Below are 18,515 nucleotides of genomic sequence, written 5' to 3'. Positions count from 1 at the left end.
CATGCCGGCGCCCAAGGACGGGCCGTTGCTCGACGACGCGGCGGGACGCCTCATCCGTCCGTACACAGTCAGCGGCGGCCGCACCCGTCCGACGGCCGCCCTGGACCTGCTCTCGATGGTGATGGCCACCGGGACCACACCCCAGCCACAGCTCGGCCCCGAGCACAGTGTGGCGCTGGGACTGTGCGACGGCCCGACCTCGGTCGCCGAGATCTCCGCGCATCTGCGGCTTCCGGCGGTCGTCACCAAAGTGCTGCTGTCCGACCTGGTGGACTGCGGCGCGCTGACCGCGCGGGCCCCGCGCGGGAGTGACACAACCACGGACCGTTCTTTGCTGGAGGCGGTACTCGATGGCCTACGACGAAGGCTCTGAAACCGGCGACCTCTTCCCCACCGCGCTCAAGATCCTGGTCGCGGGCGGCTTCGGTGTGGGAAAGACGACCTTGGTCGGCGCGGTCAGCGAGATCGACCCGCTCAGTACGGAGGAATTGCTCACCCAGGTCAGCGTGGCGACCGACAGCCTGGACGGCATCGAGTCCAAGACGACCACCACCGTCGCCATGGACTTCGGCCGGATCACGCTGGACGCGCGCCATGTGTTGTATCTCTTCGGTACGCCCGGGCAGGAGCGCTTCTGGTTCATGTGGGACGAGCTCTCCGAGGGCGCGCTCGGAGCGATCGTCCTCGCCGACACACGCCGGCTCGAGGACAGTTTTTCCGCCGTGGACTTCTTCGAGCGGCGAGGCATCGGATTCGTCGTCGCCGTCAACGAGTTCGACGGCGCCTATCGCTACGAGCCGGAGGAGGTGCGGGCAGCGATCGACCTCAAGCCGGAGGTTCCGGTCGTGCTGTGTGACGCCCGGATCGCCAGCTCGGGGATCAAGACGCTGGTCACCCTGGTCCAGCATCTGCTCACCACCACCGCGGTGCCGGACGCGGCACCCAGCTATGGAGCACCGATATGACCTACGACCCCACCGGCCATCTGCTGCTGACACCGGTCGACCGTGAGGCCCCCGTCCGGGTGCAGCGGCTGCGCCAGCTGGGATTGGGAGACCGGCCCGACCCGGCCTTCGACGAATTCGCCCAAAAGCTCGCGGAGGTGACCGGGGCGCCGTTCTCCATGGTCAACTTCATCGACGAGAACCGGCAGTTCTTCGCCGGACTCCATACCCCGACCGGTACGCGCAGCGGCTCCGACCTCGGTGCGGCAGCGGCGGGCAGCGGCGGGGTCAGCCGCTTCATGGCGCGCGACCACGGTTACTGCCCGCATGTGGTGGTGCGCCGCAAGGCACTCGTCCTGGAGGACGTCTGCGACTATCCGCGGTTCGCGGGCAATCCGGTCGTCGACGAGATCGGCATCCGCTCCTATCTCGGGGCGCCGCTGATCGACCGGACGGGTATCGCGCTGGGCACGATCTGTGTGGTGGACACCGAGCCGCGGCCCTGGGGCAGAGCGGGCCTGGAGACCATCAAGGCCCTTGCGGCGGAGCTGATCGAGCAGATCCACCGCCGCGAGGACGGCGGCATCTGAGGCGGCGTTCCCGGGGCCCACTCCCGCGGCCCCCGGGAAGGCCACGAGTACGGCCCCGGCAGCGGTCCGCAGCGCCTGCCGGGGCCGAACGCCATCTGCACTACGGCACACCCGTCGCACACGGACATCAGATGGCGGGAGCCATCCGCACCAGGTCGGACAGCTGCTTCGACCACTGCCCCTTGGACGTGCCCAGCGCCACCTCCGCCAGGCGCAGCAACTGCACGTCGGAGGTGCCGGCCGGGGCGAACATGTGCAGGGCATCGCGCAGATAGCGCTCCATCGGCCGGTCCGTGAACAGGCCCGAGGCCGCGTGGATCTCCATGCCGTTGCGGGCGGAGTCGATCGCCGACTCCACATTGACCAGCTTGGCGTTCATCAGCTCGGCGTCGCAGGCCATTCCCTCGTCGAGCAGATGTACGGCGTGGTAGGCGGCGAGTCTGGCCGTCATCAGCCGCGACTGCATGGCCCCCAACTTCAGTTTCACCGAGGGAAGTTCGTGCAACGGCTTGCCGTATCGGTGGCGCTGGGCACAGAAGTGGGTGGTCTCCTCGAGGACGGCACAGTGGATGCCGAGGGATACGGCAGTGAGGTTGGCCCGCCCGTACAGCACGCTGGACGAGTAGGCCACGGCCAGCCCGTCGCCCTCGTCGCCGAGCCGGTTGGCCGCGGGCACCCGGCAGTTCTCGAAGTGAAGCTCGCCGAAGCTGAACCCGTGCAGTCCCATCGTCGGACTCTGTTCGCCGATCCGGAGCCCCGGCCGGTCCGACTCGACGAGAAAGGCCGTGAGCCCACCTGAGCCGGGTCCCGTCCTGGCCACCACGCCGTGCAGATCGCCTACGTGGCTGTTGCCGACAAATATCTTTCGGCCATTGAGCACGTACTCGTCACCGTCCCGCACAGCGGTGGCGCTCATGCCGAGCACATGGCCGCCCGATTCGGCCTCCGTGACAGCAATGGTGGGCAGGCATTCACCGGCGGCGATGGCGGGAAGCCAGGTCTTCTTCTGCTCGTCACTGCCGAAATGGACAATCTTCGCCACCCCCAGCTGGGACGCCTGCACCATCGCGCCCATGGCGCCGCTGACTCGTGACAGCTCCTCGATGATGATGGTCTTGGCGAGGTGTCCGAGTGCCGTTCCGCCGTAATCGCTGCTGATGGTGACGCCGAGCCAGCCCTGTCGCGCGATCAGCAGGGACAGCTCCCGGTGGACCGCGCGGGCCTCCTCCATCGCCGGTATCCGGGGCCGCACCTCCCTCTCGGCGAATTCCCTCACTTCGGCCCGAAGCTGATGGTGCAGTCGACTGGCGAAGTATCCGTCCATCGCGAGCCCTCCTCTGCGAAACGCCTGCTCGTGCGATTGTTCGAGCAGGTGGTGCATCGGCAGTGGTCCCGTCCCGAACAGGCCGACCACATCAGCGTGTTGACCCTTCCGGAGCGGGACAAGGTCGTTGTCAACTTTGGCCGATTCCTTGACCGTTGAGGTTTGATTGAACGCCTGTTCTGTGTGGTAAAGCCTTGCCTGATCCCGTCGTACGGCATTCCCCGTGCATCACTTCCTGCCACATGCCAAAGGCAAAGGTTTCGTGGGCATATGGCACTCAGGGTCAATTGATCACCTCAGAAGAACACAGGTGTGTCATCCGGGACCATCTGCAGAATCGATAAAGCGCCGAAGCGGACTGAAAAGAGCCCTTCCCTGCCTGGCTGGTGGCCACGTGCGGCGCAATGTGGTGGCACAGAGCGCGCGGGCGCGCATCGCGGGGCGTGCATCGAGGGGTCGCACCTTCACGCGCGCCCGTACGGGGCAGCCGCACTCCCCGGCGTCCCTGCGGTTGGTACCGGTGTCAGTGGTGAGTCGTACGGTCGTTTCCATGGCCACTGCCGACGACGTACGCCGTATCGCGCTCGCGCTCCCGCGGGCTGTGGAGAAGCTCGCCTGGGGTATGCCCACCTTCCGGGTGGAGGGAGGAAAAATCTTCGCCTCGCTGGACGACGACGACCAGGTGATAGGGGTGAAGTGTCCCCAGGAGGACCGCGAGGAGCTGATCGCGTCGGAGCCCGGCAAGTTCTTTCTGCGCACAGGCCACGACGAGAACTATCCGTGGTTGCGGGTGAGGCTCGCGGCCCTGGACGACGTGGACGAGCTGCGGGCGATCCTGGCGGACTCCTGGCGCCAGGCCGCACCGCGCAGACTGCTCGACACGCATCCGGAGTTGGCCGAGCCGCCGGTGGACTGAGCGGCGTCGGCGGCGCCTTCGCCTTACGGACACCCGACCAGGGTCCGGCCCCCGCGTCCGGTGCTCCGGTGGCCGCCCGTCGGTGGGCGAGGGCGTCGCCGAGCCGCGAGCGGCCCCGCGGAGCCTGCCCTCGGGTGGCGAGGTGCCGGCGAGGGACGGCTCCGCGATCACCGTGTCCGGGCGGTCGCCCGTCGCCCGTCACGCGGTCGCTCCTCGCTGCCGACGCTGCTATGTCCATGCCCTCGGTCGGCACGGTCGCGCACTGCTCGGTATGCGGCGGACCGTGACGACGCTCCCGCCGTGGCGCGAGCCGCAGGCCACCCGGACGAGGCGGAGGCTGCGCTGCGACTGGCCGCATCAGGGAGCGCCGAGCCGGGAGGCTCGGGCCTGCCCGTGCCTCCCGCCGCCGGGCAACCCGAAGTGCGGCCGAGGGGAGGCGGTGCCGGGGCGACGTGGCGGACGCGGCGGGACATGAAATACGGGTTCGTGACCACCGGTCCAAGTGCGGTATTGTTCTCGTGCGCGTTCGGCCGGGGGAAACCCCAGGTCAGGCGGGCATCGGGACGTGGCGCAGCTTGGTAGCGCACTTGACTGGGGGTCAAGGGGTCGCAGGTTCAAATCCTGTCGTCCCGACTTTTCGAAGTCGCAGGTCACAGGCCGTGTCGGAGACATCCGACACGGCCTCTGACCGTTTCCGGCGTCCTTGTGACCCGATGTGGCGTCATCCGGTCGGCTGCGGCGGACTCAGCTCCGCCCAGATGATCTTGCCGTCCCGGGTGTAGCGGGTGCCCCACTGGGCTGCGAGCTGGTTGATGATGAACAGCCCCCGTCCGCGCTCGTCCGCCGTCCGGGCATGGCGCAGATGCGGTGCCGCCGTGCCGGTGTCGTGGACCTCGCAGGTCAGCGTGTGTGTCTTGATCAGGTGCAGGCGCACGGGCGGGGCGCCGTAGCGGACCGCGTTGGTCACCAGTTCGCTGACGACGAGCTCGGCCGCGTACATCTCTTCCTCGCGGTGCGCGCGCCGGACAGTGCGATGGTGTCGAACCAGCAGCCGCTGTTGCGCCCGGGAAAGTAGAGTGGCGCGGTCTCGACGGCGATGCGGTCGGCGGCGGCGTACGGGAGCAGACGGCGCTGGACCGTCGAGGCGATGGTGTGGTCCCGGGCGTAGCGACGGGCGTTGTCGATGCTCAGTGCGGTGTGCGCGGTCAGTGTCACGGTGAAGGAGAGATCGTTCTTGCTGAAGGGCTCGGACCTCTTGCAGCGGTAGAGGCTCACCGCGCCGAGGACCATGCCGCGCAGCGCCAGGGGAGCGACGATGAGCGAATGGGCCCCCGTCGCCTCGATCGCCCGGCTCCTGGCCGGGTCTGCCGCCAGCCAGGGGGTGTCCGGGCCCAGCGTGACGCGGCGCGGCCGCAGGTCGGACAGCGCCTGTGCGTAGGGGGTGGGATACGGGACGTCGCGCACATCCCCCACCGGATAGGCGGCGTCGACCCCGCTGGGGCCGCGGAAGGCGGTGCGCCGCAGCGAGGAGTCGCGGGTGAGGGGCTGCAGGGGCGGCTCCGCGCCGCGCAGCACCTCCTCCACCACGTCGACCACCGCGATGTCGGCGAAGGCCGGTACCAGAGCATCGGCCAGATCGCGACAGGTGGCCACCAGATCGAGCGACTGCCCCACGCGCTCGCGCACCGCGTCCAGTGCCGCCGCCCTCGAACGGGCCTGTTCCTCCTCCGAGACATCGGCCACGAGCACCAGCACACCGGGCGTGGCACGGTCCGAACCGGTGAGCCGGTAGAAGGAGACGGTGAAGCTGTGGTCCGGACCGGAGCCGTCCGCACGCCGGCCGCGCACGCGCCATCTGCGGGTGGGCGCACCGGTGTCCAGGGCTCTCTCCAACAGGCGCTCCGCCTCGTCCGACCGCTCGAGCCGGTAGATCTCGGTGAATCTCCGGCCCAGGAGCGATCCGACGGGTGCCACGGGGGACGCGGTGTCGACGCTCACGGTCCGCAGGTTTGCGTCGAGGACGTACAGCGCCATGGTGGACTGGCTGAACAGCGCGTCGAGGAGTGCCGCCCCCATGCCGTCGGCCATCGAGTTGTGGATCGGCGCATCGGCGTCCGACACGGTGTCACCGCCTCCAAGGTGCCTCTGGTGCTGTGCGCCAACACCAGGACACCAGGATCGGACGACGGTCGTGCCACCGCGACCGAGCGGCGGCGTGCGGGTGAGGCCGCGCGCGGCGGGAGGCACGCCCGGCCCTTACGGCGTTGCCCCCAGAAAACGCTCCGCCCACAGACCCAGCAATTCCTCGTCGAACGAGGGGTTCTCGCGCAGTACGCCGGTGAGCGCGAGGCCGCGGTGCAGGACCAGAAGCGACTCGCAGAGCATGGCGAAGTCCGAGCGTGCGGTGACCTCGGGCCCGAAGATGTCGGCGAGGACGGCGCGTTGGGCGGTGCCCACCTCGCGCTCCGCGGGCAGCAGGGCCGACTTGAGCTCGGGGTCGGTGCGGGCGGCCAGCCACAGTTCCAGGCCCGCGAGGAAGTAGGGTCCCGACATCGCGGCGCGCAGCAGTTCGAGACCCTTCTGCGGGCTCCTGCCGTCGCTGTTCGCCTCGCTGCGGATGTGGGCGAGCCGCAGCTCGGCGGCATGGTGGGTCGCGGCGGCCAGCAGGGCCGCCTTGGAGGCGAAGTGGTGGAGCAGGGCGCCGCGCGAGACTCCGGCCCGCTCCTGCACCCGATGGGTGGTGGTGCCCGCGAAGCCGTACTCGACAAGGCAGTCGATGGTGGCGTCGAGGAGCCGCTGCCTGGTCTCCTCCCGGCGTTGCTGCTGGGTGCGTCGGGTGGGTGGCATGGCGGGAGCGTACGGCACGGATCATGGATCAACAAACAGTCTGGACGGACTGTATGGGGGTCCTCTATCGTCCCGGTCACCACGCGTCGCCGGACGGGTGCAGGCTGGGGAGTCTGTCGAAGGCATCTGCCCGGCCCGGCCGGTCCAGGTGCCAGGAAAGGGGATCGATGGACGACAACCCGGCCGTGCGGATCGAGCGGGACGGACCCGTCTTCACGGTGGTGCTCAGCCGTCCCGAGGTCCGCAACGCCGTCGACGGGCCGACGGCAGACGGACTCGCGGACGCCTTTCGCCGGTTCGAGGCGGACAAGGACGCGTCGGTCGCCGTTCTGTGGGGCGAAGGCGGCACCTTCTGTGCGGGTGCCGATCTCAAAGGCATCGGCACCGAGCGCAGCAACAAGGCGCTCGCCGAGGGCGACGGGCCGATGGGGCCCACCCGGATGCGACTGACCAAACCCGTCATCGCGGCGGTCTCCGGGCATGCGGTGGCCGGCGGGCTGGAGCTCGCGCTCTGGTGCGATCTGAGGGTCGCCGAACAGGACGCGGTCTTCGGGGTGTTCTGCAGGCGCTGGGGTGTGCCCCTCGTGGACGGTGGAACGGTGCGGCTGCCGCGCCTGATCGGCGAGAGCCGCGCCATGGACATGATCCTCACGGGACGCCCCGTGCCGGCTTCCGAGGCGTACGACATCGGGCTCGCCAACCGGCTCGTACCGCCGGGCGACGCGCGCCGGGCCGCGGAGCAACTCGCCCGGGAGATCGCCGCGTTCCCGCAGCTGTGCCTGCGGCACGACAGGCTCTCCGTGCTCGAGCAGCACGGACTGGGCACACCGGACGCGCTGGCCGCCGAGTACCGGCACGGCATGGTCCCCTTGACGGCGGGGGAGACCCGGTCGGGCGCCGACCGGTTCGCGGGCGGTGCGGGCCGTCACGGGTCGTTCACGGACTGACCGTCAAGGCTCCTTCCGCGCCCGAAGAGGTCCGCTCACAGGTGCGGCAGCGCGGGTCCGGGCCGGGTCACAGCAACAGCGCCGCCCCGGGGTGAGCGCACCGGGCGGGCCGGACCGGCGACAGCGCGCCCGGCCCTGGTGCGGCCCCACGTGTGCGCCCGGCAGGCCCGGCGCCCAGGGCCGGCGACGCCCCCGCGCCGGACATCCCCCGGGGCGCCGCACGGCAGAACCGGCCCTTCTCCTCCGAACGGCCCTGCCCCGGTGCCGCACCCGCAATCCATCGGCGACCCTGGACAGATGCAGCACGACGCCTCCCGGATCCGGGTCCGCAGAATCTACGACGCCCCCGAGCCGGACGACGGCACGCGGGTGCTGGTCGACCGCCTGTGGCCGCGCGGCCTGAGCAAGACGGACGCCCGCGTCGACGAGTGGCCGAAGGCTCTCACGCCGTCCACGGAACTGCGGCGCTGGTACCACGGCCCGGAGGGGGCGTACGAGGAGTTCTGCCGGCGCTACGAGAGCGAACTCGCCGAACCCGCCGCCGCCGAGGCGCTGGAGCGGCTGCGGACGCTCGCGGAGGCCGGGCCGCTGACCCTCCTGACGGCGGCCAAGGAGCCGGCGCACAGCCATACGTCGGTCCTGGTGCGGGCGTTGGCGCCGAACCGCTCCTGACGCGGGGGCGCGACGCACCCTTCACGCGCGCCGCGGGCCTCGTGCACGATGGCGGACGTTCCGGGTGTCCACCGGGCCCGGAGTCCGCTGTCCGTCCTCAAGCCCTGGAGGCGTCGCATGGCGAGCAAGGACCACGGAAGGCTCGACGAGTTACAGCGCGACCCCTATCCGCTCTACGCCGAGGCCCGCGGCACGCCGGGCCTGACCTTCGTGCCCGAACTCGACGCCTGGCTCGTCGCGCGCGACGCGGACGTACGCGAAGTGCTGATCCGCTCCGACGACTTCTCGTCCGTGCGCGCGCTGCTCCCCGACGTCATGCCCTCGCCCGCCGCGCTGCAGGTGCTGTCCAAGGGGTTCGGCAAGCGGCCCACCGTCGTCTCCACCGACGGCGCGTCGCACCAGCGGCACCGGGCCCCCCTCAACCGCGGGCTCTCCGCGGCCCGCGTCGCGGCCCTCGTGCCGTACGCCGCCGAGCGCGCCGAGGCGCTCGTGGACGACTTCGCCGCCGACGGCCGCGTGGAGCTGATGCAGGCGTACGCCCGCAAGCTGCCGGGTCAGGTGATCGGCCGGCTCATCGGCATCGACCCGCAGGACGTGCCGGCCGCGGTGTACGGAGGCTACCGCGCCGAGCAGCTGCTGTTCCGTCCTCTCGAGCCCGACGAGCAGGTCGGTGCCGCCGAGGACGTCGTGGCGCTGCAGACCATGCTCGACCGGTACATCCGCGACAGGCGGGCGCATCCCCGCGACGATCTGCTGTCCGGTATGGTCGCGGCTCTGGCACCCGGCAGCGGCGAGCTCACCCTCGACCAGCGCCACGAACTCGTCTCCAGCTTCCAGAACTTCCTGATCGCCGGGCATCTGACCACCTCGGCCCTCATCGGCACCACGCTGCTGCACCTGCTGCGCGACCGGCGGCAGTGGGAGATGATCTGCGACGACCCCGAGCTGGTACCCGCCGCGGTCGAGGAGGCCGCCCGCTATGACACGGCCGTCCAGGGCTTCCGCCGCACCGCCACCCGGCCGGTCACCGTCGCCGGAACCGAACTGCCCGCCGGAGCGACCGTGTTCGTGGCCTACGGCTCCGCGAACCGCGACGAGCACAGCCATGACCGACCCGATGCCTTCGACATCACCCGACCCCTGTCCCGCCGTCATGTGGCCTTCGGCCACGGCGCGCACGGCTGCCCCGGCTCCCAGCTCGCCCGCGAACAGCTGGCCCTGACCCTTGGACTGCTCGCCCGCAGACTCCCCGGACTGCGGCTCGACGAGGAACAGGCCCCGGTCGTCATGCGTCCGACGCTGATCCACCGCTCGCCCGAGACGCTCCATGTCCAATGTTGAATCCTCCCCTCCGTGGAGGGATGGGATTCCTCGCCCTCCGGGGCTGGTCTGGGGATTTCTGGCTCACGCTGCCGGACCAGGCAGCGCCTGGGCTGGACTTCCGCGATCAGCACCAGCCGGGTTGAGACCAGCCCGGACCAGCATCACGCGGGCGGAGTTCTTGTCCCTGGGGGATACGGCTCCGCACGCGGTGCAGGCATACGTTCGCGTCGAAAGAGGCAGTGCGTGCTTGGTTCTCGCTCCGCACTGTGCGCAGTCCATGGTGGTGTGCGCGCATCCTCGGAGGAATCCGGTGAACGGATCCCGGTGACCCGATGTCTCACGGCCCGGGTTGGGACGCACGGCCCGGCATCCCGCATATCCTCCGGCCATGCGCGTCGCACTCTTCATCACTTGCGTCAATGACGCGGTGTTCCCGGCCACGGGCATCGCCACCGTGGAACTCCTGGAACGGCTGGGGGTCGACGTGGACTTCCCGGCCGGTCAGACGTGCTGCGGACAGCCGCAGTTCAACACCGGATACCGGCGCGAGTGCGAGCCCCTCGTCCGGCGTACGACGCGGGCCTTCGAGGGGTACGAGTACGTCGTCACCCCCTCGGGCTCCTGCGCGGCCATGGTCCGGCAGCACTATCCCCGGCTCGGCGGCCCGCCGGGCGAGGAACTGGCGGCCCGCACCTACGAGCTCACCGAATTCCTCGTCGACGTACTCGGCGTGACCGACGTCGGCGCGTACTTCCCGCACGTCGTCACGTATCACCCCTCCTGCCACGGTCTGCGGCTGCTCGGCGTCGGGGACCGGCCGCGCCGGCTGCTGGCTGCCGTCAAGGGCCTGGAACTGCGCGAACTGCCCGGCGGTGAGGAATGCTGCGGCTTCGGCGGCACCTTCGCCGTCAAGAACGCCGACGTCTCCACCGCCATGGGACAGGACAAGGCGACGAGCGCGGTGTCCACCGGGGCCACGGTGCTGTGCGGCGCGGACAACTCCTGCCTGATGCACATCGGCGGCATTCTGCGCCGCCGAAGGGAGCCGATGCGCACCCTGCACATCGCGGAGATTCTCGCCGGCACGGAAGCGCATCCCCGCACAGGAGAGGAGTCCCTGGCATGAGCGGCACCTATCTCGGGATGCCGTCCTTCCCCGTGGCGGCGAGGGACGCGGTGCACAACCCCACACTGCGCGCCAATCTGCGGCACGCCACCCACACCATCCGCGACAAGCGGGCACTGGCCGTCGCGGAGCTCGAGGACTTCGCGACGCTGAGGGAGGCCGGCAAGCAGATCAAGGACCACACGCTGCGTCATCTCGACCGCTACCTCGTCCAGCTGGAGGCCGCGGTCACCGCGGCGGGCGGCTCCGTGCACTGGGCGGCCGACGCCGCCGAGGCCAACCGGATCGTGGCCGATCTGGTCAAAGCCACCGGCGAGCGCGAGGTCGTCAAGGTCAAGTCGATGGCCACCCAGGAGATCGGTCTGAACGAAGCGCTGGAGGCCGAGGGCATCGCGGCGTACGAGACCGATCTGGCCGAACTCATCGTGCAGCTGGGCGACGACCGCCCCTCACACATCCTCGTCCCCGCCATCCACCGCAACCGCGACGAGATCCGCGACATCTTCACCCGCAGGATGGCCGACTGGGGCAGAGGCGCGCCCGACGGACTGACCGACAGCCCGGCCGAACTCGCCGAGGCAGCCCGGCTGCATCTGCGGGAGAAGTTCCTGCGCGCCAAGGTCGGTGTCTCCGGCGTCAACTTCATGGTCGCCGAGACCGGCACCATCGTGGTCCTCGAGTCCGAGGGCAACGGCCGGATGTGCCTGACGCTGCCCGAGACGCTCATCTCCGTGGCCGGCATCGAGAAGGTGGTGCCGACCTGGCGGGATCTGGAGGTCTTCCTGCAGACCCTGCCACGCTCCTCGACCGCCGAGCGGATGAACCCGTACACCTCCATGTGGACGGGGACCAGGGACGGCGACGGGCCGCAGACCTTCCATCTGGTACTGCTCGACAACGGCCGTACGCGGACACTGGCCGACGACGTCGGCCGGCAGGCCCTGCGCTGCATCCGCTGCTCGGCCTGTCTGAACGTCTGCCCGGTGTACGAGCGCGCCGGCGGCCATGCCTACGGCTCCGTGTACCCCGGCCCGATCGGCGCGATCCTGAGTCCCCAACTGCGCGGCACCGGCAGCGAGATCGACGCCTCGCTGCCTTACGCCTCCACTCTGTGCGGCGCCTGCTACGAGGTGTGCCCGGTCGCCATCGACATCCCCGAGGTGCTCGTCCACCTTCGGGAGAAGGTCGTGGAGCAGGGCGGCAAGGGCCACAGACGGGAGAAGGCCGCGATGAAGGCCGCCACCTGGGTGCTGAACCATCCGGGGGCTCTGGCCGCCGCCGAGCGGGCAGCGTCGAAAACCCGGGGACTGCATCCGAAGAAGCCGCCCGGCGCGGGCGCGTGGACCGGCACCCGCGAACTCCCGCAGGTGCCGGCCACATCCTTCCGTGACTGGTGGAAGAAGAACCGCACATGAGTGAACGTTCCCACCGGGCGAGCTCCCGCGACCGGATCCTCGGCCGCATCAGGGCCGCCGTGGCCGACGCCCCCGCGGCACCGGAAGCCGCCCGCGACTATCTGGAGAGCCATGCGCCGCACGACCCGGCCGCGCTGCTCGGCCTGCTGCACGAGAACCTCGCGGACTACCGGGCCCATGTCCACCGCGCCTCCGAGGCCGAGGTGCCTGCACTGATCGCCCGGCTGCTGGCCGGGCGCGGTGCGCGCTCGGTGGCCGTGCCCGACGGACTCCCGCCGGCCTGGCTCGCCGCTGCCGACGTCGAACGGCGGACCGACGAAGGCCCGCTGACTCCGTACGAACTCGATGCGACGGACGCCGTGGTGACCGGCTGCTCCCTGGCGATCGCCGAGACCGGCACGATCGTCCTTGACGCCGGTCCAGGCCAGGGCCGCAGGGCCCTCACCCTCGTACCCGACCTGCACATCTGCGTCGTGCGCGCCCCGGACCAGATCGTCGCCTCCGTTCCGCAGGCCATGCCACGCCTGGACCCGACCCGCCCCCTGACCTGGATCTCCGGTCCGTCGGCGACGAGCGACATCGAACTCGACCGGGTCGAGGGCGTGCACGGCCCGCGCACGCTGGAAGTGGTCCTGCTACAGGGTCAGCCGCGGCGCCCGTGACGCCGCGTCCACCGGACCGCTGAGGCCGGCCGCCAGATCGCGCGCCCAGGCGGTCAGACCAGCGACATCGATGGCGTACGGATCGGGGAAGTCCGCGATCCGGTCCGCGCCGCGCCGCAGCAGGCGCGCGCCGCCCGTCGTATTGCCCCGGGCCGCATGCGTCAGGCCGACCGCGAGCTGGGCGAGGCCCCGCCACAGCTCACGCTCGGTGTCCGGTCCCGACTTCCACGCGTCCTCGAAGACCTCGTGCGCATGGAACGGCATGCCCGCATCGAGCAGACGCTGCGCCTCGGCCAGCGTCTCGGCCGGAGTGCGCAGCACCCCCTCGGGCTGGCGTTCGACGCCTCTCTCTCCGTACGGCAGGGGGCGGCCCAGGCCGTCGCGCGGGCGGGCATTGCGTGCGCGTCCGTCGAAGTCGCGGTCCCTCGGTGCCTTCTCCACGCCCCGATTGTGCCCCGGACACCGCCCGGCGCGGCGGGCCGGGCGGTACCCGGCCGCCGAGTGCGACGCAGGAGCGGACCGTGGGCAGCCCCCGTCGCCGCAGCGGACGGCCTTCCCGCCTGTTCGGTCCCGTGGCCGGCCCGGCTGGGACCGGGCCCGCTTCACGGCCGGCCGCGCCGGCCTGCGGCGCCGGGCGACCCGTGCCTCCAGGTGTGTGCGGCCCCCGGCCGGGACGGCGCGGTCCCGTCGGGCAGCAGGCCGGCCCGGGCCCCCGTGGCTGCCCGTCAGGTCGGGTGTGCGCACACAGCGTTCGATCCGCCGGCGGGTGTCACACCGGCCACGGCCCACCCCGTCCGCCCGCCCCGCGGAGTGGGGTATGGTTCTCTTGCACGTTCGGCCAGGGGGAAGCCCCAGGTCAGACGGGCATCGGGACGTGGCGCAGCTTGGTAGCGCACTTGACTGGGGGTCAAGGGGTCGCAGGTTCAAATCCTGTCGTCCCGACTTTTCGAAGTCGTCGATCAGAGGTCGTGTCGGAACATCCGGCACGGCCTCTTGGTCTTTCCTCCAGGCACCCATTTGTGCGGCCGGCAACTCCGGGAAACTCCGTTCGCCCACGTCAGTGCGGATCGATAGGGTTTATGTGGAACTGCACCCGGACAACGGGAGCGGTCGGCAGGCGGAGCGCCCGACACCCCGGGGTTAGGTCGTTGCGTTGGACATACACGGGTCGACGAGTGATGCGCCGGATCAGCCACTGTCGGCGATCGGGTATGCCGGTGTGCTCCGCGACCTGCTGCCGATCGCGCTGTGGAGGTCCGATGCGGATGGACGCATCGTGGAGTGGTCGCTGGCCGCCCAGGACCTGCTCGGCTATACGCACGACCAGGTGGTGGGCCGGAGCGCGGTTCCCGCTCTGGTGCCCCCCGCCGGCTGGGGGCCGGCCGAGCGGATGAAGCAGAAAGTGCTGGCGGGCGAGGCAGTCGTCGGGACCCTGGCGCTGCGGCACCGCGACGGCCACCTCGTGCCGATGGAGATGTGGGTGGTCCCCTCCGCGGACGTGCAGGGGCACACCGGCATCCTGGCCATCGCGGTGGAGACATCCGCCGTCCGCACGATGAGGGACTCGCTCGCCGCCCTGGAGGGCCTGTTCACCCAGTCACCCATCGGTCTGGCGATCCTCGGCCCCGATCTGAGTTTTGTCCGGGTCAACGACGCGCTGGCGCGGATGAACGGCCTCTCCGCGCCCGAGCACCTCGGCAGACGGCTGTCCGAGGTCGCACCCGGCATCAACGCCACCGTCCTGGAGAGCGTGATGCGGCAGGTCCTGGACTCGGGGGAGGCGATGGTCGACGTGCGCCGTACCGGTCGCACCCCCGCCGATCCCGACCAGGAGCGGACGTGGTCCTGCTCCTACGCGCCGCTGCTCGACAGCGCCGGCCGCCGGCTCGGCCTGATCGCCTCCGTGATCGACATCTCCGCGGCGGAGCGGGCACAGGCCGAGGTGGGGCGGGCACGCCAGCGCTTCGCCTTCCTGGCCGAGGCCGGTGCGCGGATCGGGACCACGCTGGACCTGCGGCAGACCGCCGAGGAGGTGGTGCAGGTCCTTGTCCCCCAGCTGGCCGACTCCGCCGACGTCCAGCTGCTGGAGGAAGTACTCGGCCCCGACGAGGCAACCGCGTCCAGCCACGGCGTTGTCCGGCGGCTGGCCGCCGCCTTCCCCGACGCCTTCGCCGCCCCCACCCCGCAGCTGGCGGTCGGCATGACCTTCCAGATCCCGCTGGGTTCGGTGTACGAGCAGGTCGTCACCGACGGACGTCCCATGAACCTCTACCTGTCCGACATCCCGCAGCTGATCACCGATCCGCGCGCCGACCGACTGCGTACGTACCTCAGCACCCGGTTCGGCTGCGCGCGGCTGATCCCTCTGGTCGCACGCGGCACGGTGCTCGGCGCCGTGGTGGTGACGCGTGTCCGCGGCCGTGAGCGGTTCGACGAGCAGGACTGTGTCCTCATGGACGAGCTGGTCTCCCGCGCCGCGCTGAACATCGACAACGCGCGCATGTTCACCAGCCAGCGGGAGGCCGCCCTCACCCTCCAGCGCAGCCTGACGAGCACCGCGTTGCCCGACGTGCCGGGGCTCGAGCTCACCGGGCGGTATCTGCCTGCCAGCGACCACGAGGTCGGCGGGGACTGGTACGACGTCATCGCCCTGCCCGACGGCACCACCGGGCTGGTCATCGGCGATGTCATGGGTCATGGCATCCACGCGGCGGCCGTCATGGGGCAGCTGCGTACGGTGGTACGCACACTGGCCCGGCACGGAATGCCCCCGGCCGAGCTGCTCCGCTCGCTCGACTCCGCCGTGGCCGACCTGGGCGAGAACGAGATGGCGACCTGCGTCTACGCGGTCCACGACCCGGCGGCCGAGGGCTGTCTGATCGCCCGGGCGGGGCATCCGCCGCCGGCCGTGGCCCACGCCCGAGGGGCGATCACGTTCCTCGACGGGCCTTCCGGTACGCCGCTGGGTGCGGGAGGTCAGGATTTCCCGACCGAGAAGGTGCCGCTGCCCCCTGGGAGTCTGCTGGTGCTGTACACCGACGGCCTCATCGAGGCCCGCGACAAGGATCTCGACCAGGGCATGGAACAGCTGGCCCGGGCGCTGCGCGACTTCGACCGCCCGCTGGACGACATCTGCGACCACGTCCTCGGCCGGCTGCTGCCCACCGAAGCGCAGGACGACGTGGCGATGCTCCTCGCCCGGACGCGGCACCCGCACCGTTCCGCGGCCGGCACCCCGCCGGTTCGGCGCGGTCCTGCCGGCCATGCGGTGGGGAGGGGGTGGTAGCTGTGGACACACCGGTGACGACATTCAGCGAGGGGCCCGAGGACCCGTTCGCGCTGGGCCGTGCGGCCACGGTGGTGCTGGACGACCGCGGAGGCATCGTCGGCTGGAGTGAGCGGGCCGAGGCGCTGCTCGGCTACCCGTCCGGTGAGGTGCTCGGGAAGCCGGCGGCCGCGCTCCTGGTCGACCCGCGCGACCGGGATGTCGTGCTGGAGGCGGTCGCGGACTGCCTGCACGGCCGGGGATGGTTCGGGGTCGTACCAGTGCGGCACAGCAGCGGCCGCCGGGTGGAACTGGGCTGCCGGGCCCGGATCATCCTGCGGGGGGACTCGGGCGTCGAGTGGTTCCTGGTGGGCGCGCCCGCCGAGGAGGTGATCCAGTGGGAGACGGACCGGGCGGTCCTCGACGGACTCTTCCGGCGGTCCCCGATCGGCCTGACCGTCCACGCCCCGGACATGAGCATCCTGCGGGTGAACCGGGCGATCTCGAGATTCAGCCGCTTGCCCGTGGAGGAGCACCGAGGGCTCTACACCAGCGACTTCCTGATCCGGCAGGACACGGACACGGTCGAAAGCCAGATGCGGGATGTGCTCGAGACGGGCCGGTCCTCGATCTTCGCCGAGCAGTCGTGCCGGCTGCGCCACGATCCCAGCCATGAGCTGTTCGTGTCGGTGTCGGCGTTCCGGATCCAGGACTCGGCCGGCCGCGTCCTCGGTCTGGCGCAGACGGTCGAGGACGTGACCGAGGGGCACCGGGCCCGGCACCGGCTGACCCTGCTCAACAAGGCGAGCGCCCGCATCGGCACCACGCTGGACGTCGCGCGGACGGCGCGAGAGCTGGCCGAGGTGGCGGTCCCGGATCTCGCCGACTGCGTCTCCGTGGATCTGCTGGAGCCGGTGACCCGCGGTGAGGAACCCAGCCAGGAGATGCTCGGCACCGTGCGCCGCGCGGCCATTCGCAGCATGCTGCCGAACCAGGCTGAGGTCATGTACCCGGTCGGCCACACGATCCACATCCCGCCGGACAGCCTTCAGGCGCAGTGCCTGGCCGAGCGGCGCCCGGTTCTCGACGTCGACCAGAAAGGCATGACCAAGTGGCTCGCCGGCGACCCTGAGCGGGCCGCGCGTGTCGGCGAGGCACTGGGTACACCGTCACTGCTGGTGGTGCCGCTGATCGCACGCGGACTGGTGCTCGGACTGCTGAGCCTGTGGCGGTGGCACCGGCGGGACCCGTTCGAGGAGGGCGACCTCACCCTCGCCGCGGAATTCGCCTCCCGGGCCGCGGTCTGCATCGACAACGCACGCCGCTACACCCAGCAGCACGACGCGGCGCTCACCCTGCAGCACAGCCTGCTCCCGCACGACGTCCCCAGGCACCCCGCCGTCGACGTCGCCCACCGCTATCTGCCGGCCGACGCCGAGGCAGGTGTCGGCGGCGACTGGTTCGACATCATCCCGCTCTCGGGGCTGCGCGTCGCCCTCGTCGTCGGGGACGTGGTCGGGCACGGCATCCACGCTGCGGCGACCATGGGCCGGCTGCGCACCGCCGTGCACACCCTGGCCAACCTCGACCTCGCACCCGACGAGGTGCTGTCCCATCTCGACGATCTCGTGGACCGCCTGGCCGCCGAGCAGCCCGCGGACGACGAGCGCGTCCCGCAGGTCCTCGGCGCCACCTGCCTGTACGCGGTGTACGACCCGGTCTCGCGGCAGTGTGCGCTGGCCCGTGCGGGGCATCCGCCGCCGGTGATGGTGACCACGGACGGACAGGCGCAGCTCGTCGACGTACCAGCGGGGCCGCCTCTGGGCCTGGGCGGCCTGCCGTTCGAGGCGGCCGAGATCACGCTGGACGAGGGCACCCTGCTGGCGCTCTACACCGACGGTCTGATCCAGGGCCGCAAGCGGGACGTCGACGAGAGCCTGGCGGATCTGTGCGCTGCCCTGGCCGTGCCCGCCGACTCGCTCGAGGAGACCTGCCGGACGGTGGGGAGCACGCTGCTGCACGACCGCCCGGCGGAGAACGGAGTCGCCGACGACGTCGCGCTGCTCGTCGCGCGCAGCCGGGTGCTGGCGCGGGAGCAGGTGGCCGTGTGGGAGCTGGCCGTCGATGTGACCGCCGCAGCCAAGGCCCGGGCCCTGGCCACGGCCCAGCTGGCCGAGTGGGGTCTGGAGGAGATGGCCTTCACCACCGAGCTGATCGTCAGTGAGCTGGTCACCAATGCCTACCGTTACGGCGGCGGGTACATCGGGCTGCGGCTCATCCGTGACCAGCACCTCATCTGCGAGGTGTCCGACGCCGGCAGCTCCTCGCCGCACCTGCGGCGCGCGCGTACGACCGACGAGGGCGGCCGCGGACTCTTCCTCGTGGCCCAGCTCACCGAGCGGTGGGGCACCCGTTACTCGCGCGACGGCAAGACCATCTGGACCGAACAGCCGCTGACGCCGGCGCCGGAGCCGTGAACACGCT

17 protein-coding genes, 2 tRNA genes and 1 pseudogene are annotated in these 18,515 nt (G+C 70.9%); 14 read left to right on the top strand and 6 right to left on the bottom strand.

Going from position 1 to position 18,515, the window contains the following annotated elements; all coding sequences use genetic code 11:
• Position 1 precedes the first annotated feature (1 nt).
• The 3 genes from OHS70_RS03275 to OHS70_RS03265 are packed head-to-tail and all read left to right on the top strand — an operon-like array spanning position 2 to position 1,534.
• The gene (locus OHS70_RS03275; protein ID WP_328393436.1) at positions 2-373 is read left to right on the top strand and encodes a DUF742 domain-containing protein; all 372 of its coding nucleotides are present in this window, start codon (positions 2-4) and stop codon (positions 371-373) included.
• Positions 351-965 (top strand): GTP-binding protein, encoded by a 615-nt coding sequence (locus OHS70_RS03270; protein WP_328393434.1) that lies wholly within the window; start codon positions 351-353, stop codon positions 963-965. Before OHS70_RS03275 ends, OHS70_RS03270 begins: the two co-directional genes overlap by 23 nt.
• Complete coding sequence (locus OHS70_RS03265; RefSeq protein WP_328393431.1) at positions 962-1,534, top strand: GAF domain-containing protein; 573 nt, start codon at positions 962-964, stop codon at positions 1,532-1,534. The genes OHS70_RS03270 and OHS70_RS03265 overlap by 4 nt, the downstream gene beginning before the upstream one ends.
• Before the next feature lie 127 nt (positions 1,535-1,661).
• Here the strand turns inward: OHS70_RS03265 and OHS70_RS03260 are convergent, their stop codons facing one another.
• Positions 1,662-2,858, bottom strand: coding sequence for an acyl-CoA dehydrogenase family protein (locus OHS70_RS03260; protein ID WP_328393429.1), 1,197 nt, complete (start codon positions 2,856-2,858; stop codon positions 1,662-1,664).
• A gap of 550 nt (positions 2,859-3,408) precedes the next feature.
• On the opposite strand from OHS70_RS03260, the gene OHS70_RS03255 reads away from it, so the two are divergent.
• Positions 3,409-3,774 (top strand): MmcQ/YjbR family DNA-binding protein, encoded by a 366-nt coding sequence (locus OHS70_RS03255; protein WP_328393427.1) that lies wholly within the window; start codon positions 3,409-3,411, stop codon positions 3,772-3,774.
• A 559-nt stretch (positions 3,775-4,333) separates the two neighbouring features.
• Positions 4,334-4,407 (top strand) — tRNA-Pro (locus OHS70_RS03250).
• Between the two features lie 88 nt (positions 4,408-4,495).
• Here OHS70_RS03250 and OHS70_RS03245 read toward each other — a convergent pair.
• From OHS70_RS03245 to OHS70_RS03235, 3 genes are all read right to left on the bottom strand, one after another.
• Complete coding sequence (locus OHS70_RS03245) at positions 4,496-4,774, bottom strand: ATP-binding protein (protein ID WP_328393425.1); 279 nt, start codon at positions 4,772-4,774, stop codon at positions 4,496-4,498.
• Positions 4,738-5,895: a PAS domain-containing protein gene (locus OHS70_RS03240; RefSeq protein WP_328393423.1), complete on the bottom strand. Its 1,158-nt coding sequence runs from the start codon at positions 5,893-5,895 to the stop codon at positions 4,738-4,740. Before OHS70_RS03240 ends, OHS70_RS03245 begins: the two co-directional genes overlap by 37 nt.
• A 135-nt stretch (positions 5,896-6,030) precedes the next feature.
• Positions 6,031-6,621 (bottom strand): TetR/AcrR family transcriptional regulator, encoded by a 591-nt coding sequence (locus OHS70_RS03235; RefSeq protein WP_328393421.1) that lies wholly within the window; start codon positions 6,619-6,621, stop codon positions 6,031-6,033.
• Positions 6,622-6,788: 167 nt separating this feature from the next.
• Here OHS70_RS03235 and OHS70_RS03230 point away from each other — a divergent pair, with 167 nt between their 5' ends.
• From OHS70_RS03230 to OHS70_RS03220, 3 genes are all read left to right on the top strand, one after another.
• Positions 6,789-7,568: a crotonase/enoyl-CoA hydratase family protein gene (locus OHS70_RS03230; RefSeq protein ID WP_328393419.1), complete on the top strand. Its 780-nt coding sequence runs from the start codon at positions 6,789-6,791 to the stop codon at positions 7,566-7,568.
• A 297-nt stretch (positions 7,569-7,865) separates the two neighbouring features.
• Positions 7,866-8,240 carry a DUF488 domain-containing protein gene (locus tag OHS70_RS03225; RefSeq protein WP_328393417.1) on the top strand — a complete coding sequence of 125 codons (375 nt, stop codon included), beginning with the start codon at positions 7,866-7,868 and terminating at the stop codon, positions 8,238-8,240.
• 117 nt (positions 8,241-8,357) lie between these two features.
• Positions 8,358-9,581, top strand: a complete 1,224-nt coding sequence (locus OHS70_RS03220) for a cytochrome P450 (RefSeq protein ID WP_328393415.1) — start codon at positions 8,358-8,360, stop codon at positions 9,579-9,581.
• Positions 9,582-9,665: 84 nt separating this feature from the next.
• Here OHS70_RS03220 and OHS70_RS03215 read toward each other — a convergent pair.
• Positions 9,666-9,854: pseudogene (locus tag OHS70_RS03215) on the bottom strand (zinc ribbon domain-containing protein); the annotation flags it as partial.
• 97 nt (positions 9,855-9,951) lie between these two features.
• Here OHS70_RS03215 and OHS70_RS03210 point away from each other — a divergent pair.
• From OHS70_RS03210 to OHS70_RS03200, 3 genes are read left to right on the top strand one after another with little or no spacing between them, the layout of a single operon-like run.
• Positions 9,952-10,689 carry a (Fe-S)-binding protein gene (locus OHS70_RS03210; RefSeq protein ID WP_328393413.1) on the top strand — a complete coding sequence of 246 codons (738 nt, stop codon included), beginning with the start codon at positions 9,952-9,954 and terminating at the stop codon, positions 10,687-10,689.
• The gene (locus tag OHS70_RS03205; protein ID WP_328393411.1) at positions 10,686-12,104 is read left to right on the top strand and encodes a LutB/LldF family L-lactate oxidation iron-sulfur protein; all 1,419 of its coding nucleotides are present in this window, start codon (positions 10,686-10,688) and stop codon (positions 12,102-12,104) included. Before OHS70_RS03210 ends, OHS70_RS03205 begins: the two co-directional genes overlap by 4 nt.
• Complete coding sequence (locus tag OHS70_RS03200; RefSeq protein ID WP_328393409.1) at positions 12,101-12,766, top strand: LutC/YkgG family protein; 666 nt, start codon at positions 12,101-12,103, stop codon at positions 12,764-12,766. Before OHS70_RS03205 ends, OHS70_RS03200 begins: the two co-directional genes overlap by 4 nt.
• Here OHS70_RS03200 and OHS70_RS03195 read toward each other — a convergent pair.
• A complete protein-coding gene (locus OHS70_RS03195) occupies positions 12,740-13,207 on the bottom strand; it encodes a DUF309 domain-containing protein (RefSeq protein ID WP_328393407.1) in 468 nt (155 codons plus the stop codon). The two genes, OHS70_RS03200 and OHS70_RS03195, sit on opposite strands and share 27 nt — an antisense overlap.
• A 427-nt stretch (positions 13,208-13,634) precedes the next feature.
• On the opposite strand from OHS70_RS03195, the gene OHS70_RS03190 reads away from it, so the two are divergent.
• The 3 genes from OHS70_RS03190 to OHS70_RS03180 all read left to right on the top strand — a co-directional run bounded on the left by OHS70_RS03190 (position 13,635) and on the right by OHS70_RS03180 (position 18,508).
• Positions 13,635-13,708, top strand: a tRNA-Pro gene (locus tag OHS70_RS03190).
• A 211-nt stretch (positions 13,709-13,919) separates the two neighbouring features.
• On the top strand, positions 13,920-16,052 hold the full coding sequence (locus OHS70_RS03185) for a SpoIIE family protein phosphatase (RefSeq protein WP_328393405.1): 2,133 nt from the start codon (positions 13,920-13,922) through the stop codon (positions 16,050-16,052).
• 14 nt (positions 16,053-16,066) lie between these two features.
• A complete protein-coding gene (locus OHS70_RS03180) occupies positions 16,067-18,508 on the top strand; it encodes a SpoIIE family protein phosphatase (RefSeq protein ID WP_443062555.1) in 2,442 nt (813 codons plus the stop codon).
• Positions 18,509-18,515: the final 7 nt, after the last annotated feature.

This window comes from Streptomyces sp. NBC_00390, from assembly GCF_036057275.1.
Lineage (GTDB): Bacteria > Actinomycetota > Actinomycetes > Streptomycetales > Streptomycetaceae > Streptomyces.
This window is presented reverse-complemented; position numbering and strand designations above follow the sequence as displayed.